Annotated in this window: 15 protein-coding genes; 12 read left to right on the forward strand and 3 right to left on the reverse strand. The window is 37.4% G+C overall.

Annotation, left to right across the window (positions count from 1 at the left end):
• The first annotated feature begins 60 nt into the window (after positions 1–60).
• From BN985_RS13935 to BN985_RS13985, 11 genes are all read left to right on the forward strand, one after another.
• Positions 61–378: a PadR family transcriptional regulator gene (locus BN985_RS13935; protein ID WP_042224168.1), complete on the forward strand. Its 318-nt coding sequence runs from the start codon at positions 61–63 to the stop codon at positions 376–378.
• Positions 365–934, forward strand: a complete 570-nt coding sequence (locus BN985_RS13940; protein WP_042224169.1) for a DUF2812 domain-containing protein — start codon at positions 365–367, stop codon at positions 932–934. Before BN985_RS13935 ends, BN985_RS13940 begins: the two co-directional genes overlap by 14 nt.
• A 161-nt stretch (positions 935–1,095) precedes the next feature.
• Positions 1,096–1,812, forward strand: a complete 717-nt coding sequence (locus BN985_RS13945) for a bifunctional nitric oxide dioxygenase/dihydropteridine reductase 2 (RefSeq protein ID WP_042224170.1) — start codon at positions 1,096–1,098, stop codon at positions 1,810–1,812.
• A gap of 397 nt (positions 1,813–2,209) precedes the next feature.
• The gene (locus BN985_RS13950) at positions 2,210–3,187 is read left to right on the forward strand and encodes an AraC family transcriptional regulator (RefSeq protein WP_042224171.1); all 978 of its coding nucleotides are present in this window, start codon (positions 2,210–2,212) and stop codon (positions 3,185–3,187) included.
• Positions 3,188–3,341: 154 nt separating this feature from the next.
• Positions 3,342–4,751, forward strand: coding sequence for a rhamnulokinase (gene rhaB / locus BN985_RS13955; RefSeq protein ID WP_042224172.1), 1,410 nt, complete (start codon positions 3,342–3,344; stop codon positions 4,749–4,751).
• Between the two features lie 32 nt (positions 4,752–4,783).
• Complete coding sequence (gene rhaA / locus BN985_RS13960) at positions 4,784–6,043, forward strand: L-rhamnose isomerase (RefSeq protein WP_042224173.1); 1,260 nt, start codon at positions 4,784–4,786, stop codon at positions 6,041–6,043.
• A 146-nt stretch (positions 6,044–6,189) separates the two neighbouring features.
• On the forward strand, positions 6,190–8,256 hold the full coding sequence (locus BN985_RS13965; RefSeq protein WP_042224174.1) for a bifunctional rhamnulose-1-phosphate aldolase/short-chain dehydrogenase: 2,067 nt from the start codon (positions 6,190–6,192) through the stop codon (positions 8,254–8,256).
• An 86-nt stretch (positions 8,257–8,342) separates the two neighbouring features.
• Complete coding sequence (locus BN985_RS13970; protein WP_042224871.1) at positions 8,343–9,110, forward strand: DeoR/GlpR family DNA-binding transcription regulator; 768 nt, start codon at positions 8,343–8,345, stop codon at positions 9,108–9,110.
• 94 nt (positions 9,111–9,204) lie between these two features.
• Positions 9,205–9,930, forward strand: a complete 726-nt coding sequence (locus tag BN985_RS13975) for a (Fe-S)-binding protein (protein ID WP_042224175.1) — start codon at positions 9,205–9,207, stop codon at positions 9,928–9,930.
• Positions 9,930–11,369: a LutB/LldF family L-lactate oxidation iron-sulfur protein gene (locus BN985_RS13980; protein WP_042224176.1), complete on the forward strand. Its 1,440-nt coding sequence runs from the start codon at positions 9,930–9,932 to the stop codon at positions 11,367–11,369. The genes BN985_RS13975 and BN985_RS13980 overlap by 1 nt, the downstream gene beginning before the upstream one ends.
• Positions 11,356–12,075: a LutC/YkgG family protein gene (locus BN985_RS13985; protein ID WP_042224177.1), complete on the forward strand. Its 720-nt coding sequence runs from the start codon at positions 11,356–11,358 to the stop codon at positions 12,073–12,075. The genes BN985_RS13980 and BN985_RS13985 overlap by 14 nt, the downstream gene beginning before the upstream one ends.
• Positions 12,076–12,683: 608 nt before the next feature.
• Here the strand turns inward: BN985_RS13985 and BN985_RS13990 are convergent.
• Positions 12,684–14,030, reverse strand: coding sequence for an ABC transporter substrate-binding protein (locus tag BN985_RS13990; protein WP_042224178.1), 1,347 nt, complete (start codon positions 14,028–14,030; stop codon positions 12,684–12,686).
• 205 nt (positions 14,031–14,235) lie between these two features.
• Here BN985_RS13990 and BN985_RS13995 point away from each other — a divergent pair, with 205 nt between their 5' ends.
• A complete protein-coding gene (locus BN985_RS13995; protein WP_042224179.1) occupies positions 14,236–16,242 on the forward strand; it encodes a beta-galactosidase in 2,007 nt (668 codons plus the stop codon).
• A 57-nt stretch (positions 16,243–16,299) separates the two neighbouring features.
• On the opposite strand, the gene BN985_RS14000 is transcribed toward BN985_RS13995, so the two are convergent.
• Together BN985_RS14000 and BN985_RS14005 are read right to left on the reverse strand one after the other, a co-directional pair.
• Complete coding sequence (locus tag BN985_RS14000) at positions 16,300–17,904, reverse strand: response regulator transcription factor (RefSeq protein WP_042224180.1); 1,605 nt, start codon at positions 17,902–17,904, stop codon at positions 16,300–16,302.
• The gene (locus BN985_RS14005; protein WP_042224181.1) at positions 17,897–19,705 is read right to left on the reverse strand and encodes a sensor histidine kinase; all 1,809 of its coding nucleotides are present in this window, start codon (positions 19,703–19,705) and stop codon (positions 17,897–17,899) included. The genes BN985_RS14000 and BN985_RS14005 overlap by 8 nt, the downstream gene beginning before the upstream one ends.
• Positions 19,706–19,726: the final 21 nt, after the last annotated feature.

A 19,726-nucleotide genomic window follows, 5' to 3' on the forward strand; every position in this document is an offset into this window, starting at 1 on the left:
GAACTGTATTACATTATATATAGTTAGACTGTATAGTTAAACTGAATAGAGGATGAGTGTATGAAACATAAATTATTGCCATTGTCTGAAACGATGCATTATATTTTATTGGCCCTTCGTGAGCCACTGCACGGCTATGCCGTTATGCAGAAGATAGAAAAAATTAGCAATGGATCCGTTATTTTAGCTGCTGGGACATTATACGGCGCAATTGAAAACTTGCATAAACATGGTTGGATTGAGCCTGTTGGAAATTCCGGCCGGAGAAAAACTTATATGATTACCAAAGAAGGAAGCACCGTGTTGAAAATGGAAAAAGAAAGGCTTCAGCATATTTTATCCTTGTATGAAGGAAGTGATTTAAATGAAGAGGTTTAAAGTATTTTTTAACATTGAAAAGGAAGAACAGTGGCTTAATGAGCAATTACAAAAAGGTTATCACTGTACGGATATTAGCGGGTTAGGGGTATATACTTTCGAAAATACGGATAAGAAATATGTAATGCGGCTTGATTATCAAGATCATTTATCAAAAGAAAAGCTTGAGGACTACAAAGAGATATATGAGGATTATGGCTGGAACTATATACAGCGATCCCGATTTAGTGGAATACGATATTGGCAAAAAGAAGATAATGGTCAAAATGAGATTTTTTCGGATCGTCAATCAAAGGGTAATTATTACAAAAGATTAGCGCGTTATTCTTTTTGGTTAGGTGTGATATGCTTAGCATATGCATTTATGCTGTATAGTGATATGAACTTATACCATGAAGGCCTCTGGAGTATGGATGGTTCCTTGTTTTGGAAGGCAATCCTATTTGAAACGCCGTTTGTACTTTTGAAATTGGTACCCGCAATTATGGCAGTTTTCCTTTTAAGTAGTTACTATAAAGCTTATCGAAAGTATGCTATGTTAGTAGAAAAGCAATAAGTAGATTACAATTGGGCGCTTTCCTATAATAGGGAGGCGCCTTTGGTTATTTGTGTCACATAAATAATCTGAAAAAAACCAATCCATTTAATTGAGAATTGTTATCAATTGTTGTATAGTAGACAGTAAGGGCTCATACAATGAAGTGAGGAGAATATATAATGCAAATATACTGGACTAAAATAAATAAGATTATTGAAGAAACACCGGAGGTTAAAACGTATCTACTTGACTGTCCGGAAAACTTTAAGTGGGAAGAAGGCTCCCACACCCACTTTGCATTTGAAGGGTTTAATGCCGGGGAGAAACCGAACCGTAGTCTGATCCGCCATATGTCAATCTCTACTTTACCAAACGAAAAATCAATTGGTATCACCACACGAATTAGAGAGCAATGCTCCGAGTTTAAAACAATTTTAAGAAATCTTGAAGTCGGCAATGAGGTTGCAATATTTAAAACACATTCGAATGTACCACTTAAAAGAGAAAACAAAAATGTTTACCTGCTGTCATCAGGTGTTGGCCTGGCAACTTTCAGACCGCTTGTGCTTGATTATTTGGAACGTGCTGACAATGTCAACCAAATACATTCCTTGAACATCGATTCATCAAAAGATTTTTTATTCACTAACGTTTTTAAATCTGCACCTGAGAAAAAGTTCACATCACAGTTTGTCGATAATCGTCAAGACTACTATTTAGAAGTAGAAAAACTTGCTGCAGATAAGGATGGACTCTTCTATGTTGTTGGTAGTGATGAGTTCCTTAAGGAGAACATTATAGTACTACTTGAACAGGGTATCAAGCCAGAACAGATTATGCTCGACAAGCATGAACAACAACTCCCTGAGTTTTTATCATTAGATACCTCTATTTAAGTTTTCTTGGTAAATATAAAATATAAGTTTCATTAAGGGCGCTTTTCTTGAATAAGAAGGCGTCTTTTAATATGTCCAACAGTTGAAGGATAAGTAGGGGGATGATCACAAAAAACGGATGTCATAAGAGTCATGCTAATAATGGAATAGCCATCTACAGCTTATTCAATAAGTGTGCCTAGCACGAGGATACTTACCTGCCGCCCGATAAAAGCGAAGTTTATTTCTTTCTGAAGTGTTGATTAGTAATCTTACTAGAACTTTATCTTTTGTTTATTGATTTGATGATGTGTTATGTCCAACCCTCATCTCTTTTTACATTGTTATCCACTATTATTTTAATATTCTTGCTATAATATATAGTAATTAAAGCGTATCTTAGAAAGGATGAGAGTCCTTGGCAGCTGATTTATACAACCAATTACTACAAGAAACGGATGAAGAGAAGTCGATTCTACAATTAGATAACATGGTGAAAATGGATCTGTATACAAATCAAGGTGACTTCATAATTCAAAGTGAGAAGTTGATGGACCCTGAAGAAATGATCAAAGTAAGAAAGCATACTAGGTTTGTAGACTTTCCGAAACACAAACATGATTATATTGAAATGAACTATGTATACAGAGGTAAATTGGAACAAAAGGTTGGAGATGTCCCCATCTTGCTGCGTAAAGGAGAATTACTTTTATTAAACCAATTTATCGAACACGAGATTAAGGCTTGCGAACGTGAAGATATCATCATTAATTTCATTATTCGCCCCCAATTTTTTGAATATATCTTTACCTATTTATCAGCGGAAAACGCTGAGAATAATATTAATGATTTTCTAATCAATAGCTTATTTGAGCAAACACAAAACGGTCAATTTTTATACTATGCCGTTTCTGAAGTGGAGTCCATCCAGCAACTCATCCAAAAAATTATGATAGAAATTATGAGACCAAATACATTCTCTCAATCCTCCATAAAGTTATACATGGGCCTATTGATGATTGAACTCGTAAAGCATACTGATAAAATGAGACAGCTTGATGACAGTAGTATTCAACAACAGTTAATTATAAAATCGCTAAAGTACATTGAAGAAAACTACCAAACGGCAAGTTTGTATGAATTAGCAAACAAGCTTAATCAAACCCATTATTGGTTAAGCAAAAACATTAAAAAAGTGACAAATCGGACATTTAAAGCGTTATTGCAAGAAAAGCGATTAAGTGTGGCGAGGGATTTACTAAAAAATAATGAAATAGCAATATCAACCATTGTAGAGCAAGTAGGCTATGATAACATCAGCTATTTCTATAGAATTTTTAAAAGTAAATATGGTATGACTCCCAAACAGTTTCGAATGAAATATGGGAGCACATAGGAGTGTAGTGCTGTTATGAAAAAGCAGCGCTACACTTTTTTTCATCCCTGGCAAATAAGGACAATAAAAAGGTGAATAGCGATATTTTTAAAAGCTAAGAAATGCCATACTATTAACAATATAATGTTAACGCTTTCAATTGAGAGGTGATGGAATGGGCAAATGCTCTATGGCAGTTGATATTGGTGCATCAAGTGGCCGTTTAATGGCTGGTAGCCTAAGAGAAGGAAAATTGAAGTTAGAAGAAATTCATCGCTTTGAAAATAGGCTTGTGAAGAACGGAAAATATTATTGCTGGGACATCGAGAAGCTTTATGCAGAAATAATAACTGGTCTAAAAAAGTGCCCACAAATGGAGTTAAGACCAACAAGCATTGGGATTGATACGTGGGCAGTGGATTTTGTCTTATTAGATGAAAAGGATCAGTTACTAACAGATGCTGTTGCTTACCGTGATCCAAGAACAGATGGGATGATGGAAGAGGTTTTTGAAATTGTGAGCAAAGAAAGATTGTACTTAGAAACAGGAATCCAATTTCAAAAATTTAATACAATCTACCAATTGTATTATCTAAAAAAGAATTATCCAGAGATATTGCAGAAAGCGAAGTCTTTCTTAATGTTACCAGATTATCTTAATTTTATATTAACTGGTGTAAAAGCAAATGAATACACAAATGCTACATCAACGCAATTAGTAAATGCTTTTACGAAGAAATGGGATACAGACTTATTAAATAAGCTTGGAATCAACAGAGAGATGTTTCATGAAATTCTCCCTCCTAAAACAAAGCTAGGTCGTTTGCAGAAAAAGGTAGTAGACGAAATTGGGTATGACTTAGAGGTGATTTTGCCAGCAACCCATGATACAGGGTCTGCTGTTATCTCTGTCCCTGAAGCCAATGACACGATTTATCTTAGTTCTGGAACATGGTCATTAATGGGGGTAGAAAATCACTTTCCGATTAGTGTCACCAAAGCACTAGACTACAATTTTACCAATGAAGGTGGGATGGATTACCGCTTTCGTTTTTTGAAAAATATCATGGGACTATGGATGATACAAGAAGTCAAGCGAAATTATGATGACCAATATAGTTTTGCTGAGCTTGTTGAACTGGCCAATAAGGAAAGGCCGTTCCTTTCTAAAGTTAACGTACATGATGATCGTTTTCTAAAGCCTGATAACATGGTCGAAGAAATTCAGAAGTATTGCGTAGAAACGGGGCAAACTATCCCATCCACACCAGGTGAGGTTGCAAAATGTGTATTTGATAGTCTCGCAGATAGTTATCAACGTACCATTACGCAAATTGAAGAAATCTATGAAAAAGAGTTTTCTACCATTAACGTAATTGGTGGTGGAAGCAAAAATGAAATGTTAAACCAGCTCATAGCAGATATCACCAATAAGGAAGTTCTTGCAGGACCAGTGGAAGCAACAGCGATTGGTAATATTGTTGCACAAATGATTGCCACTGGAGAGTTAGAAGGACTGGAACAAGCTAGAAACGTAATCAAGCAATCATTTGAAATCAAAAAATACGTGCGTGTAACGGCTTAGGTAATGCAATACGTAAAATTGGAGGAATAAACATGTCTGTTAAAGAAAACTTTGAAGTTGCGAAAAAGGATTATGAAAAGTGGGGAATAAATGTAGAGGCGGTCCTGGAAACATTAAAAAGAGTTCCAATCTCTATCCATTGTTGGCAAGGTGATGATGTCGGTGGTTTTGAAGTGAATCAACAAGAGTTATCAGGTGGAATTGACGTGACTGGAAATTATCCAGGTAAAGCAAGGACACCAGAAGAATTGAGAAGTGACCTGGAAAAAGCCCTATCTCTAATCCCTGGTAAGCATCGTGTTAACTTGCATGCGATTTATGGGGAAACAAATGGAGAAGTTGTCGATCGAGACGAGATTAAACCGGAGCACTTCGAAAAATGGGTGGGCTGGGCAAAAGAGCAAGGGCTTAATGGACTAGATTTTAACCCAACGCTTTTCTCTCATCCCAAAACAGATGATGGATTGACTTTAGCACATCCGAATAAAGAAATTAGAGACTTCTGGATTAAACACTGTATCGCAAGTCGTGAAATTGCAGAGTACTTTGGGAAAGAACTAGGCACACCGGCGTTAACAAACATTTGGATCCCTGATGGCTATAAGGATATTCCGAGTGATCGTCTAACACCAAGACAAAGGTTGAAAGATTCATTGGACCAAATTTTTCAAGTAGAAATTGATGAAAAATTTAATGTGGATGCAGTAGAAAGTAAGCTATTCGGGATTGGTTCGGAAGCATATGTGGTAGGTTCTCATGAATTTTACATGGGCTATGCACTTAAGAATAATAAGCTTTGTCTATTAGATACTGGACACTATCATCCAACAGAAATGGTATCAAACAAAATTTCTGCCATGCTGTTGTATAGTGAAAAATTAGCCCTTCACGTATCTCGCCCTGTACGTTGGGATAGTGACCATGTTGTTATTTTAGATGATGAGTTGCGGGAAATTGGTTTAGAAATTGTCCGTAATAATGCTTTAGACAACGTAATGATAGGCTTAGACTTCTTTGATGCGAGTATTAACCGTGTCGCAGCATGGACAATTGGGACGCGTAACATGATTAAAGCATTACTCTCTGCCATGCTGATGCCAAATGATTATTTGAAGCAACTTCAGGAAGAAGGTAATTTCACTGACCGTCTGGCATTACTGGAAGAATTTAAAACATATCCTTTCGGTGCCATTTGGGATTACTATTGCGACCAAATGGGTGTACCAGTAAAAGAAACATGGTTAGAAGAAGTAAAGGCTTATGAAAAGGAAGTATTATCTAAAAGAACATAAGTAAGAAGCAGGGGATTCTCCTGCTTTTCTGTTTAGATAGCAAGACAACAGTTTAAACAAACGTAAACAAAGTTAAAACAACATATTCAAAAGTTAAAAGGTTTGTGTTACTATTGGTTTAGATAAACCAGAGGGGATGAAAAGCAATGGTTAAAAACAATTGGAATAGCGATAATGGTAAATTTGAAAGCGGTTTAGGTGAGTTGGTATATCGATCTAATCTATTAGGATCTGATCGTGCTGTTGCCAACTTTGGAGGCGGGAATACTTCCACAAAAACAAAAGTAATCGACTTCCGCGGTGAAGAAATTGACGTAATGTGGGTGAAAGGGAGCGGGTCTGATCTTGCTACAATGAAAGCGCAGAATTTTACCGGATTAAAATTAGACGATATTCGCCCCCTTCTTGAAAAGGACGATATGTCTGATGAGGAAATGGTACGTTATTTAGCGCATTGTATGATTGACGCAACACATCCACGTTCTTCTATTGAAACGTTATTACATGCATTCTTACCATTTAAGCATGTGGATCACACACATCCGGATGCGATTATTAGCATTGCATGTGCAGACAATGGAAAAGAAATTGCAGAAGAAATCTATGGTGACCGATTTGTATGGGTTCCTTATATACGTCCAGGTTTCAAACTATCCAAAATGATTGCAGAGGGTGTGAAGAACAATCCTAATGCAGAGTTAGTCATCATGGAAAAGCATGGTTTAGTGACATGGGGAGAGACGTCAGAAGCGTCTTACAACAAAACTGTTGATATTATCAATGAAGCGGAAAGCTATATCGAAGCAAAAGCAAATGGGCAAACATTGTTTGGTGGTCAGAAACATGAGGCATTGCCGGCTGAAGAGAGAAAAGAAGTGTTAGCGAAAATATTGCCAGTCATTCGTGGCCAAGTAAGTAAAAATAAAAAAATGCTCGTTACCTATGATGATCGTGAGAATATATTAGACTTTGTAAATAGCAATGATGCAGAAGTGTTAGCTAAAGTCGGCGCAGCCTGTCCTGATCACCTTGTACATACGAAGCGTACCCCTCTATTTGTGGATTGGGATCCTAGCACAAATAATATCGAAGAGCTAATAGAAAGCATAAAAACGGGAATTGCAGCTTTTGAAGAAGAATACAAAGCATACTTCGAGAAAAATAAATCAGAAGGCGATCAAATGGTGGAAGCAGCACCACGAGTAGTATTGATTCCTGGCATTGGTATGGTTAATACAGGGAAAGACTGGAAATCTGCGAATGTTAGTGAGCAATTATACCACCGTGCCATTGCGGTAATGAGAGGTTCCACCATTCTAGGAAACTTTGTATCTCTTAATGAAGCGCAATCCTTTGCGATTGAGTATTGGCCCCTTGAACTTTACAAGCTAAGCTTAGCTCCAGCGGAAGCTGACTTCTCTAGACAGGTTGCCTTTGTCACTGGAGGTGCAGGTGGAATTGGCAGTGCAACATGTATCCGTCTAGTGAATGAAGGTGCACATGTGGTGGTTGCCGACATTAACTTAGAGGGGGCTGAAGAATTAGCAGGTGAAATCAATGAACGTTTTGGGTCTAATCGTGCGAAGGCAGTAAAAATGGATGTTACGAAAGAAGAAAAAGTGCAAGCTGCAATTGCGGACGCTATTTTAACGTATGGTGGATTAGATATCATCGTTAACAATGCTGGACTAGCAAGCTCAAGTCCCTTTGAGGAGACAACATTAGATAAATGGAATCTAAATATGAATGTTCTTGTTACCGGGTATTTTCTTGTGGCGAGAGAAGCATTCAAGTTGATGAAAGAGCAAGCAATTGGAGGCAATATGGTATTTGTCGGATCGAAAAACTCTATTTATGCAGGTAAAAATGCAGCGGCATACTCTACTGCAAAAGCAGCAGAAGTACACCTTGCTCGTACCATTGCGGCTGATGGAGGCCAATTCGGTATCCGTGTCAACTCCGTCCTTCCAGATGCTGTGATCCGTGGATCGAAAATCTGGGATTCTGACTGGAAAAAAGAGCGTGCATCTTCATACGGAATTGGTGCCGACGAATTAGAGGAACATTATCGTAAACGTACCATTTTAAATGAAAATATATTACCACAAGATATTGCGGAATCCATCGCCTTCCTTGCATCTGCAAAATCTGCTAAAACTACAGGCTGTATGGTAACAGTTGATGGGGGAGTTGCTGCAGCATTTACTAGATAATTCGTTATGTGGATAGGGAGTTGCTATACTTCCTATCCATTATTAAAATAGAAGAAAAGGTTTTAAATGAAAGTAGGGACAGGATCGTGCTTATTGCAGAGAGACAACAAAAAATAGTGGATCTAGTAAATGAACGTAAAAGTATAAGGGTGACAGAATTAAGTAAGCTTTTTTCTGTGACGGAAGAAACAATTCGAAGAGATCTTGAAAAGCTTGAAGCAGATAGAAAGTTATCTCGAAGTCATGGTGGAGCATTTAGCATGAATCGTGATGACATGGAGCTTCCCTACACAGAACGTGAGGGAACAAACGTTAAGGAGAAAAAAGAGATTGCCAATGAGGCTGTGAAACAGGTATTAGAAGGAGATACAGTTATTCTTGATGCCAGCACAACAGCATGGTATATGGCTAGAGCTTTACCGAATAAGCGCGTTACTGTTCTCACCAATTCAATTAAGGTTGCAATGGAGTTAAGTAAGAAGAAAGAAATAACGGTTATTTCTACTGGTGGAACGTTATTACCTGAATCCTTATCATTTGTGGGACCACTCGCGGAATCAGCATTAGATACGTATCACGTAACCAAAGCGTTCATTTCCTGCAAAGGATTGCATTTTGAACGTGGTCTAAGCGAAACGGATGAACAGCAAGCACGGGTTAAACAAAAGATGATAGATAGTGCGGAAATGACGTATATCATGATTGATTATAGTAAATTTGGTAAACAAGCTTTTTCCCGGGTAAGTGGGCTAGACGATGTTCAGCATATCATCACGGATAGTAAGGTGGATGAAGCTACTATTCAACAACTGGAAGATAAATCACTTCATGTCATTAAAGTCCTGGAAAAATGAAATAAAGCATGAAATAACTTTTTATCCTCGCCATATGACTTTGGACATGAGGTTACAAAGTGGCGACTTTTTAAGAATGGGGAGGGAGACGAATATGAAAGTTTCCTTATTTATCACGTGTCTTAGTGATGTTTTTTATGTGAGGGCAGGGAAGGCAACAGTGGAATTATTGGAGCGGTTTGGTTGTGAGGTAGACTTTCCTGAGACACAGACCTGTTGTGGACAGCCGGCATATAACAGTGGGTACCATAAAGATACGAAAAAAGCGGCTAAACATATGATTCAAACATTTGAGCACGCAGAGTATGTAGTTAGTCCATCTGGTTCTTGTGCCTATATGTTTCATGAATATGAGTCGCTTTTTAAAGGTGAACCTGATTGGCAAGAAAAAGCGAAAGCATTAAAGGTAAAGACTTATGAGCTGACCCAATTTTTAATAGATGTGCTCAGAATAGAGGATACAGGAGCAGAATTTCATGCAAAAGCAACCTACCATACATCTTGTCATATGACGAGATTACTTGGCGTAAAGGAAGCTCCATTAAAACTATTGCGTCATGTGAAAGGCTTAGAAATGATAGATTTACCGAATCGTCATGATTGTTGTGGATTTGGTGGAACATTTGCTATCAAAATGCCAAAAATTTCGGAGCAGATGGTGAATGAGAAAGTCCAGCATATTGAAGAAACAGAAGCAGAGATACTGATCGGAGCAGATGGTGGTTGTTTAATGAATATTGGTGGACGACTAACGCGGGAGAAAAAGCCTGTGAAAGTGATGCATATCGCAGAAATTTTAAATAGTCGGGGGGAAGTATAATGCCAATGCATATTGGGGAAAAAGACTTTCAGAACCGAGTAGACAAAGGGCTAGACGATGGTTTCATGCGTGGTGCCGTTCGTTCTGCGCAGGGTAGACTACAAAACAATCGTGCCAAAGCTGCAGAAGAGCTCGGCGACTGGGAAGAATGGCGTAGCCTGGGTAAAGAAATTCGGAATCATACGATGGAGAATCTAGATTACTATTTGGAGCAGTTAACCGATAAAATTGCAGAATTAGGTGGGCATGTATATTTTGCAAAAACAGCTGATGATGCGAATCAGTATATTAGTGATGTCATTGCCAAGAAAGACGCTAAGAAAATCGCTAAATCTAAATCAATGGTAACAGAAGAAATTGCGCTTAATGACATACTCGAAGCGAATGGTTGTGATGTTGTTGAAACAGATTTAGGTGAATATATTCTGCAAATTGATGACCATGATCCACCATCACATATCGTTGCACCAGCTTTGCATAAAAACAAAGAACAAATTCGTGATGTATTTAAAGAAAAGCTAGGCTACACAAACACGGAAAAGCCAGAAGAGTTAACGTTATTTGCCCGTGAAAAATTAAGAGAAGAATTCCTATCAGCAGATGTCGGCATTACAGGGTGTAATTTCGCTGTCGCAGAATCTGGTTCTTTCGCGTTGGTTACGAATGAAGGAAATGCCCGGATGGTGTCCACACTCCCTAAAACACAGATTACCGTCATGGGAATGGAGCGAATCGTCCCAACATGGGAAGAGTTAGATGTCATGGTTAGTCTATTAACAAGAGCAGCAGTAGGACAAAAACTAACGAGTTATGTGACAGCGCTTACTGGTCCAAGGATAGAAGGAGAAGTGGATGGCCCAGAAGAGTTCCACTTAGTGATTGTCGATAACGGACGGTCTAAAATACTAGGAACAGAATTCCAAGAAGCCCTCCATTGTATTCGTTGTGCAGCCTGTATCAACGTTTGCCCAGTGTATCGTCACGTTGGTGGTCATGCGTACGGGTCTATTTATCCTGGTCCGATTGGAGCGGTCTTAACGCCATTATTAGGTGGATACGAGGATTACAAAGAGTTGCCATATGCCTCGTCCCTATGTGGAGCGTGTACAGAGGTATGCCCAGTTAAAATTCCACTACATGAATACTTAATCCAGCACCGTCAAAAGATTGTAGAGGAAGAGAAAAAGTCGGACTGGGGAGAAAGGCTGGCAATGAAAGGATTTGGCAGAATGGCAAGCTCCAAAACATTGTTCGGAATTGCAACAAAATCAGCACCATTCCTTGTTACGCCATTTGTGAAGGATGGAATTATTTCGAAGGGTCCAGGACCAGTTAAAGCCTGGACAGACTCCAGAAATTTCCCTGCACCAGCAAAAGAAAGATTCCGAGATTGGTTTAAGCATAGAGAGAAAGGGGACAGTGACCATGGCAAAGGGTGACATTCAAAATCGAGATGCCTTTCTTGATCAAATTGCAAACCAATTAGGCCGAGAACGCCAAAGAACTCCTGTTCAAAGGCCAGACTGGAATCATCAAGTTCAGTGGAACGTGCTTCAAGGTAAGTCCCAGGATGAATTGCTTGATGTATTAGAAGAGCAATGTAAATCGATTCATACATCGCTAGTTCGCACGGACGCTAGTAATCTAAATGAGGCATTACTAGAGGTAATTAAGGAGTACGGTGGCGAGTCTGTGATGACATGGTATGATCCACGCTTTGAAGAGTACGCTCTTACGGAAGCTTTTCGTGAATGGAAAGGTGAAGGGATCCATGTAGACAAATGGGACGCAAAAAACGGGGAAGAAAGTATTCGTTTAGCTGAAAAAGCAGATGTCGGCATTACCTTTAGTGATAGCACACTAGCAGAATCCGGAACGGTTGTGTTGTTCAATGATAAAAGAAAAGGTCGTTCTGTTAGCTTACTCCCCGCAACCTATATTGCCATTGTACCTAAAAGTACGCTTGTCCCGAGGATGTCCCAAGCAACTAGAGAGATTCATAAACAGGTAGAAAAGGGAGAACAAATTGCTTCCTGTATTAACTTTATTACAGGTCCAAGTAATAGTGCAGACATTGAAATGAACCTAGTGGTTGGTGTCCATGGACCGATAAAAGCTTGTTATGTGGTAGTGGAAGATCGATAGCGATGGGTGAATAAGAGATATACGGTGTACGATCAATTTTAAGGGGTAGATATGGGGATTTGAAAACAATGCGATGCCTTAAATAAGGCATCGTTTTTGATAGACTTGTAACGTAACGTGGAAAGTTACTAGTAATAAAAAAGTTACTTTAAGAAACTTGCACAGGTCACTAGTCTGGTATCAAGGATCCTGAAGGGAGTTTTTTTGAGCGAATTCAGCTGTAGCTTTCCTACGATGGTTGACATGGATAAGAAGGGTTGCGCTTGTGGTCATAAATAAAAATCGTAAATTGGTTAATTTGGCATTTCAGAAAACGTAAATTGAAGACTTTCTTTTGGATGGATAATTAGAAAAAGATAGTAATATTGCATAGAGGGCAATGAAGTGCTTTATTATTGGGAGAAAAGAATTGGCTGTCCAGCAATACGGTGAATGTGCAAAAAGTAAATTTGTTACCGAGTATTTGAACAGAAATCTTGGATATGGACGATATTGGCCATGAAAATACCCCCGAAAGTTATATTTTGACTCTAACTTTCGAGGGGGTACCGTACTGCCTACACTTTTTTATGTTCATTATAAATCAAGGGGTTATAATGTCAGTCATCTTACTGATTGTCTGCTGCAGTTTGTAATTCTTTAACGAGATCTTTAGCTGACATATCCGAACTAAAGAATTTGCCAAAAACGTTCTGAGCGTCATCTTTAAACTTAGGTGTGCCATGGTCCAGTGCAAAAGCACCTGCTGTTGAAGAAGCATTTACTAGAATATCTGTTAGTTCCTGTTGAATTTCAGTTTCATTTCCACTCAATTCATACTTTTGAGCTGGAACTGCAGCCCCAGTTTCCCAGGCAACTTTAGCCCATTGATTAGCTTGGAAAAGGTAATCAAAGAATTTTTTAGCTTCTTCTGGGTGTTCAGAGTTTTTTACTAGTGCATATCCCCCACCATTCCAAGCAAGTAAATCATTAATTTGGGCTTTACCTTCTTCTGCAATTGGTAATTTAGCAACTGATAAGTTGTTCCGGAATTCTTCTGACAAGCTTTCATTTGTAGCCATACCTGCTTCCCAAGATCCCATAAACCACATTGCAGCTCTACCTTGGGTGAACAAGTTCTGTGAACTTCCATAATCTGCTGTCATAAAACCATCTTGGAAGATACCTGCATCACGTAGTTTCACCATATATTCCGCTGCTTTTAGGAAGTTTTCATCATCAGTGAATTTAATATCCTTTGAAACTGCATCAAGGATCAAGTTATGGTCACCACTGTATCGTTGAACTATAAATTGATACAAACCGCCAAAACTCCATAAGTCTTTACCGTTAATAGACATAGGCATGATATTATTATTACGAAATGCTTTTACAGCTTCTAAAAGTTCATCAAATGTAGTTGGTACCTGTATACCATTATCTTCAAAAAGCTTTTTATTATAGTAAATTACTTCATAGTCACTATTTCTGGGTAATCCGTATAGTTTATCGTTAAATGTAAATGACTTGTAAACTCCAGGAAGAAAGTTATATTCTTCACCTTCATACTCTTCTGGGAGTACTTCTTTAACATAATCTGCTTGCACTAGTGTTGCAAGCTCAGCACCACCGTGGACCATTGTAACATCAATAGCTTCATTGGAGGACATATAGGCTTTTAATTTGTTTTTAAACGGTTCTTCAGCAAGTGCTTCAACTTCAATTTTAACATTTGAGTTTTCCTTCATGTAGTTGTCGATGACAGTCTGTTCAGCAAGCCCTTGTCCAGCAGTACGGTCGGGCAGGTTTGAGAATAAGCGAAGGGTAACTTGTTCTTCTTCCTCGTTATTATCTTCTTTGTTGCTGTCATTGCTACTGGTACTATTAGAACTGTTACATGCGGATAGAACTATTAACATTGCAAAGACAAAACTTAGAAGAACAGTTAAGCGCTTCCAATTAACTTTTTTAAACATTTCTAATTTCCTCCTCTATACAATTTTGAACCGCTTAAGGGGGTTCATATTAGTAACAATAACAAATGTAATTTATATAAGTCAGTAGAAAATAGTTTAATATAGTTTGAAAATATCGAATCCTTAGCAAGTTCTATTGTTTTATTCTAGTACCAACGTTAAAATAGCGATTAATTGAACTTCAAATTGATGAGGGGGAGAGATAATGACAAAAGAAATTTTCTATGGTGTTGCTTATTATGACGAATATATGCCATATGAACGATTGGAAACAGATATTGCAATGATGAAAGCAGCTGGAATTAATCTTGTTCGTATTGCGGAATCAACGTGGAGCACACACGAACCACAAAATGGTGTCTTTAATTTTTCGAGCGTGGATCGAGTGTTAAATGCAATGTATAAAGCGGGTATTAAAGTAATCATAGGTACACCAACTTATGCAGTACCTACCTGGTTGGTTGAGGAGCACCCCGATGTTTTAGCTGAAACGTCGAAGGGGCGAAGTAAGTATGGTGCTCGACAGATTATGGACATTACACACCCAGTATATTTGTTTTATGCGGAGCGAATTATTCGTAAGCTTATAGAAAGGGTTCACAAGCATCCAGCAGTTATTGGTTACCAAATTGATAATGAAACGAAGCATTATCATACTGCTGGTCCCAATGTACAGCTTCAATTTGTCAAATATATACGCGAGAAATTCGGCACGTTGGAACGATTAAACCGTGAATTTGGACTTGATTATTGGAGTAACCGAATAAATAGCTGGGAAGATTTCCCTTCCATTATAGGAACTATAAATGGAAGTCTTGGTGCTGAATTTGCAAAATTTCAGCGTACACTGGTAAATGACTTTTTATCATGGCAAGCCTCAATTGTTAATGAATACAAGAATGATAGTCAGTTTATCACACATAACTTAGATTTTGAATGGAGAGGTTATTCCTTTGGTGTTCAACCTGACGTAAATCATTATGAGGCATCGAAACCTCTAGATATAGCAGGTGTTGATATCTATCACCCTTCTCAGGGGAAGTTGACGGGTAAAGAAATTTCCTTTGGCGGAGATTCTACCCGGTCATTAAAAGAGAGCAATTATTTTGTATTGGAAACACAGGCTCAAGCATTCCCTGATTGGACGCCATATCCGGGGCAACTTCGCCTCCAAGCCTTCAGCCATCTCGCTTCTGGTGCCAATATGGTGGAATATTGGCATTGGCATTCAATTCACAATTCCTTTGAAACATACTGGAAAGGCTTATTGAGTCACGATCTAGGGGAAAATCCAACTTACAATGAAGCAAAAACGGTTGGTACTGATTTTGCCAGACTTTCACCTAATTTAGTTAACCTTCGCAAATCTAATCGAGTAGCGTTGCTGGTAAGTAATGAGGCACTTACAGCAATGGAATGGTTTCCATTGCCAGGGGGAGAGTTTAACTATAATGATATTGTACGTTTAATGTACGATGGGCTCTACGAAATGAATATCGGTTGCGATGTTATTGATGTTTCTGTAGGTTCATTTAATAAATACGATTTACTTGTGGTACCTGCTATGTACACAGCTTCTGATGAGCTATTGCTAAAGCTTAATGAATATGTACATAATGGTGGGCATGTTGTTTATACATTTAAGAGCGGATTTTCAAATGAAAATAATCAGGTAAGAACTGTTACACAACCAGGAATAATCAGTGAAGCTTGCGGTATTCAGTATAGTCAATTCGTTGAACCTGAAAATGTAACATTAAAAACTGACCAATTCGAGGTTGGATTGGATAATATTGAGGTCCACACTTGGATGGAATTATTAAAGCCTACAACAGCTGAAGTATTATCTTGGTATGACCACCCAAATTGGGGTGAGTATGCGGGAATAACAACAAATCAGTATGGCCAAGGAAGAGCAACCTATATAGGTTGTATGACTAGTCCTGCCGTTGTCAAAAAAGTTTTAGAGCGCGCTGCTAAGGAAGCAAAATTATGGGGAGCCGATCAAGCATTACAGTTTCCGTTAATTGTAAAAGTTGGTGTTAATGACTTAAACAGGACAATACGTTATTATTTCAATTATTCAAACGAATCAAATTCATTTGTATACCCACATGCTAGTGGTCAGGAATTATTAGCGAATCGGGAGATAGTGAGTTCTCAGGAAGTAGAACTAGACCGCTGGGGCATTGCAATAATTGAGGAGCAGTAATTCTAAATTAGAAAACGCCGAATCAAACTGGGACGGCGTTTTACTATTTTCAAGTAGTTAGTTGGGAGAAGTATTTCGAAATTGTTTAGGTGTCATACCAATATACTTTTTAAACACTTGGAAGAAATACTTCTCGTCATTATAACCCACTTCAAGAGCGATGTCGGCTACTCTTTTACTAGGATCGTTAAGGAGTAGACATGCTTTTTCAATTCTTATTTTGTGTAAAAAGTCTAGAAAACTCATGTTGAGATGCTGCTTAAATAATAAACTTAAATAACCTGGAGTAATATAAACTTCACTGGCCACACTGTCTCTGCTAATATTTTTATCATAATTTTGTCTGATAAATTCTAAAGCTGATTCTAATAATTTGTGAGTGCTTTTTTTCTTATCTAACTGTTTGCTAATAAGCAGTGCAGTATTTAACAATTCCTCATAAATGTCCTCTATATTCGACCTGGTTAATTTTAGATTGATATAATCAAGGTCTTGTTTGAAAATTTCGTGGAGGTCAAGGTTTCTCTCAATACAAAGGTGATAAAGCGAAAAATATAAATTAAAAGTAAACTTTACGACTTTATCTTTCAAACTCCTCTCTTTATTCAGAAAAAGTTGGAAAAACTTAATGTTTTTTTTAATATTACTTTCCTCTCTAGATAGGACTGATTGAAGGATTAACTTTTCTAATTCAAGGGGATAAGTTGATTCTAAGGATTCTGCATTTTTAAGTTCCTTCTCATAGTCAATGACCTTGCCAGGGCCTTCGAAAAATTTTGAATCTAATGCATTCGTCGCCTGTAAATAAGCAGTTTTTAGTTGGTTAATTGGCTTATCTAATCCGCTAATCCCAACAGAAATACTTAGTTGCAAATATTGCTCGACGTTTTCTTTAAGTTCATTGACGAAATGTAGCAAATGAGAAACATCAAATTTTTGTGCATTGTTTAAAATAACAATAATGTTATCTTGCTCTTCAAACGTACCACATGAGCCAACTTTAGATAGCGTTTCTTCACTGATGTTTTTGAGGCCATACTTTAACATTTCAATATCATATGTTTCATAGAAATTCAGGTGAGAATAAAAGTTATCAATTTGAATTTTTACTAAACTAAAAAATGGATTAGAAAAATAAAGACCGCTAATTTTAAGTTTATTTAACAGTTGTTCATGAGAGTTATCATCTGATAGGACCAAATTCCTTAATAAATTTTCCTTTAATAAAGGTAAACTTTCACGGAACCCTTTATTTAGCTGATTTAAGTGGGTATGCTGTTTATTCTCTACTTGTATTTGATGTACCAATTTTAATACACTATCCAGAATTTCCTGTTTTGAGCTTGGTTTTAATAAATAATCATTTGCACCTATCTTTATTGCTTGTCTTGCATAATTAAAATCATTATATCCACTCATTATTATGCATTTAACGTGAGAATACTGTTCATTCACTTTTTTAATTAACTTGAAACCATCAACCTCGGGCATGCGAATATCAGTTATTAAAATATCTATATGATTGGTCTCTAGTAACTCCAGTGCTTCTGCACCGTCACATCCTTCGACTATCACACTGATTTCATAATCTTGCCAGTTAATCAGTGACTTTATCCCATTTCTTGCATGTTCTTCATCATCGATAATCATTAAATTAATCATGATATTCCTCCTGTATGTTATATGCTGGAATAACAAGTTTTACTAATGTACCTTTTCCGAGCTCACTTTTGTAACTAAGAACATAATTATCCTTGTAATAATGGCGTAATCTTTGATTAATGTTTTGTATTGCATATCCTCCAGTATCTTGACCAGTATAAATATCAGAATCGTCATTAATAACAGTTATTTCCTTAAGAGTCTCTGGGCTCATTCCACTTCCATTATCCTTTATTTCAAAATGAAGATACGAACCTTCTAAAGCAGCAGTAACGTGAATAAATCCACCAGTCCTCTTACGTTCAATGCCATGATATAGAGCATTTTCTACAAAAGGTTGCAAACAAAGTTTTAAGATGACATATGATTCGAGTTCATCGGGAATGTCTATTTGATAGGTCAATTTATCTTTAAATCGCATTTGCTGAAGAGATAGATATAAACGAATAAAATCTTTTTCTTTTCCTAAGCTCGTAAAACTTTTTCCTTGGTTTAAATTCAATCTGAACAATTTGGAAAGGGAAATGACCATTTCACCTAATATTGTTTGACCAGAACGCTCAGCCTCCCAATAAATCATGTCAAGCATGTTATATAAGAAATGTGGATTTATTTGAGATTGTAATGCTTTGAGCTCAGCCTCTTTCTCCTTTATACGAAGTATATACGTCTCATCAATTAAGGATTTTATGTTAGCAACCATGGTGTTGTAACCTTGACTAAGTTGGCCAATTTCATCTTGATATTTAATGTTAACCCTTTCAGTAAACACCCCTTTTTGAAAACGTTTCATAGAGAAAAGCAGTTGCTCAATAGGGGTGCTGACTAATGTACTAAGATGCATACTTAAGATAAAGCTCATCATAATGCAGGAAACGATTATGAGTACCACTAGATCTTTGATAGATTCTATTTCCTCGGTTAATAGGTTAATAGGTACGGCATACATGATCAACCATCCATTTTTGGTTTTATTATATGTTATGAGAGAATCTTCGTCCCCAGTTGTTCTTATGATAGATCCTTCACTATTATTACTATCAATAATGGATGATGGAAGTATCGTTGAACTATAAAATTCTCTGCCTGCCTTAAAAAGTGGAAAACCAGCCTGATCTAAAATCACAATGCCATGATTCTCATCATATAAATTTCTCAAATAATTCTGTTTGATAGTTTGGTGGTTTACTCCAGTCATGATATAACCCAACTTTTCACCGTTAAACGTACTTCGAACTATGCGGCTCATACCTAGTTTCTCCTTCCGGTTATTCTCGATAAACAAATTGTTATGCTCTGTTAATGGGAACCAGTATGCACTTCCATTTAAATTTAAAGTATGTTGATAGGCCTGAGTGTGACGAATGGTATCCATACTACTGGGGCCGCTGCTACCATCTCTTGCAACTTGATAGAGCGGTTCATTCTTTTTTCCATAAAGAGCTAAGTAATCGATATTACCAGTCACAAGCATGTGATCCATCATGGAAGCAGTTTCGCCTGAGTATAAATTAGCTTCTAAATAAGAGGAATTAGTGGTTAGGTCTTGCAGACTGTCCTGAACAACTGAGGACATTAGAAATACAGTTATCCAATCTGATATGGAATTCTGCATGTTTGTTATGTTTTGGTCAATGACTTTAATAACAGCAAGGTTTGATTGGCTTACTTTGTCGACTGCATGAGATTTAGAGGTGGAGTAGGAATAATACCCTAAAATAATAGTGATAAGAGACGTTGACAGCATAATAATAATGACTAATTTGGTTTTTAAGTTTAAATCAAAAAAATATCGTCGCATAAGTGGACTCAGCTCTTTCTT

This window comes from Oceanobacillus manasiensis (assembly GCF_000724085.1).
Lineage (GTDB): Bacteria > Bacillota > Bacilli > Bacillales > Amphibacillaceae > Oceanobacillus_B > Oceanobacillus_B manasiensis.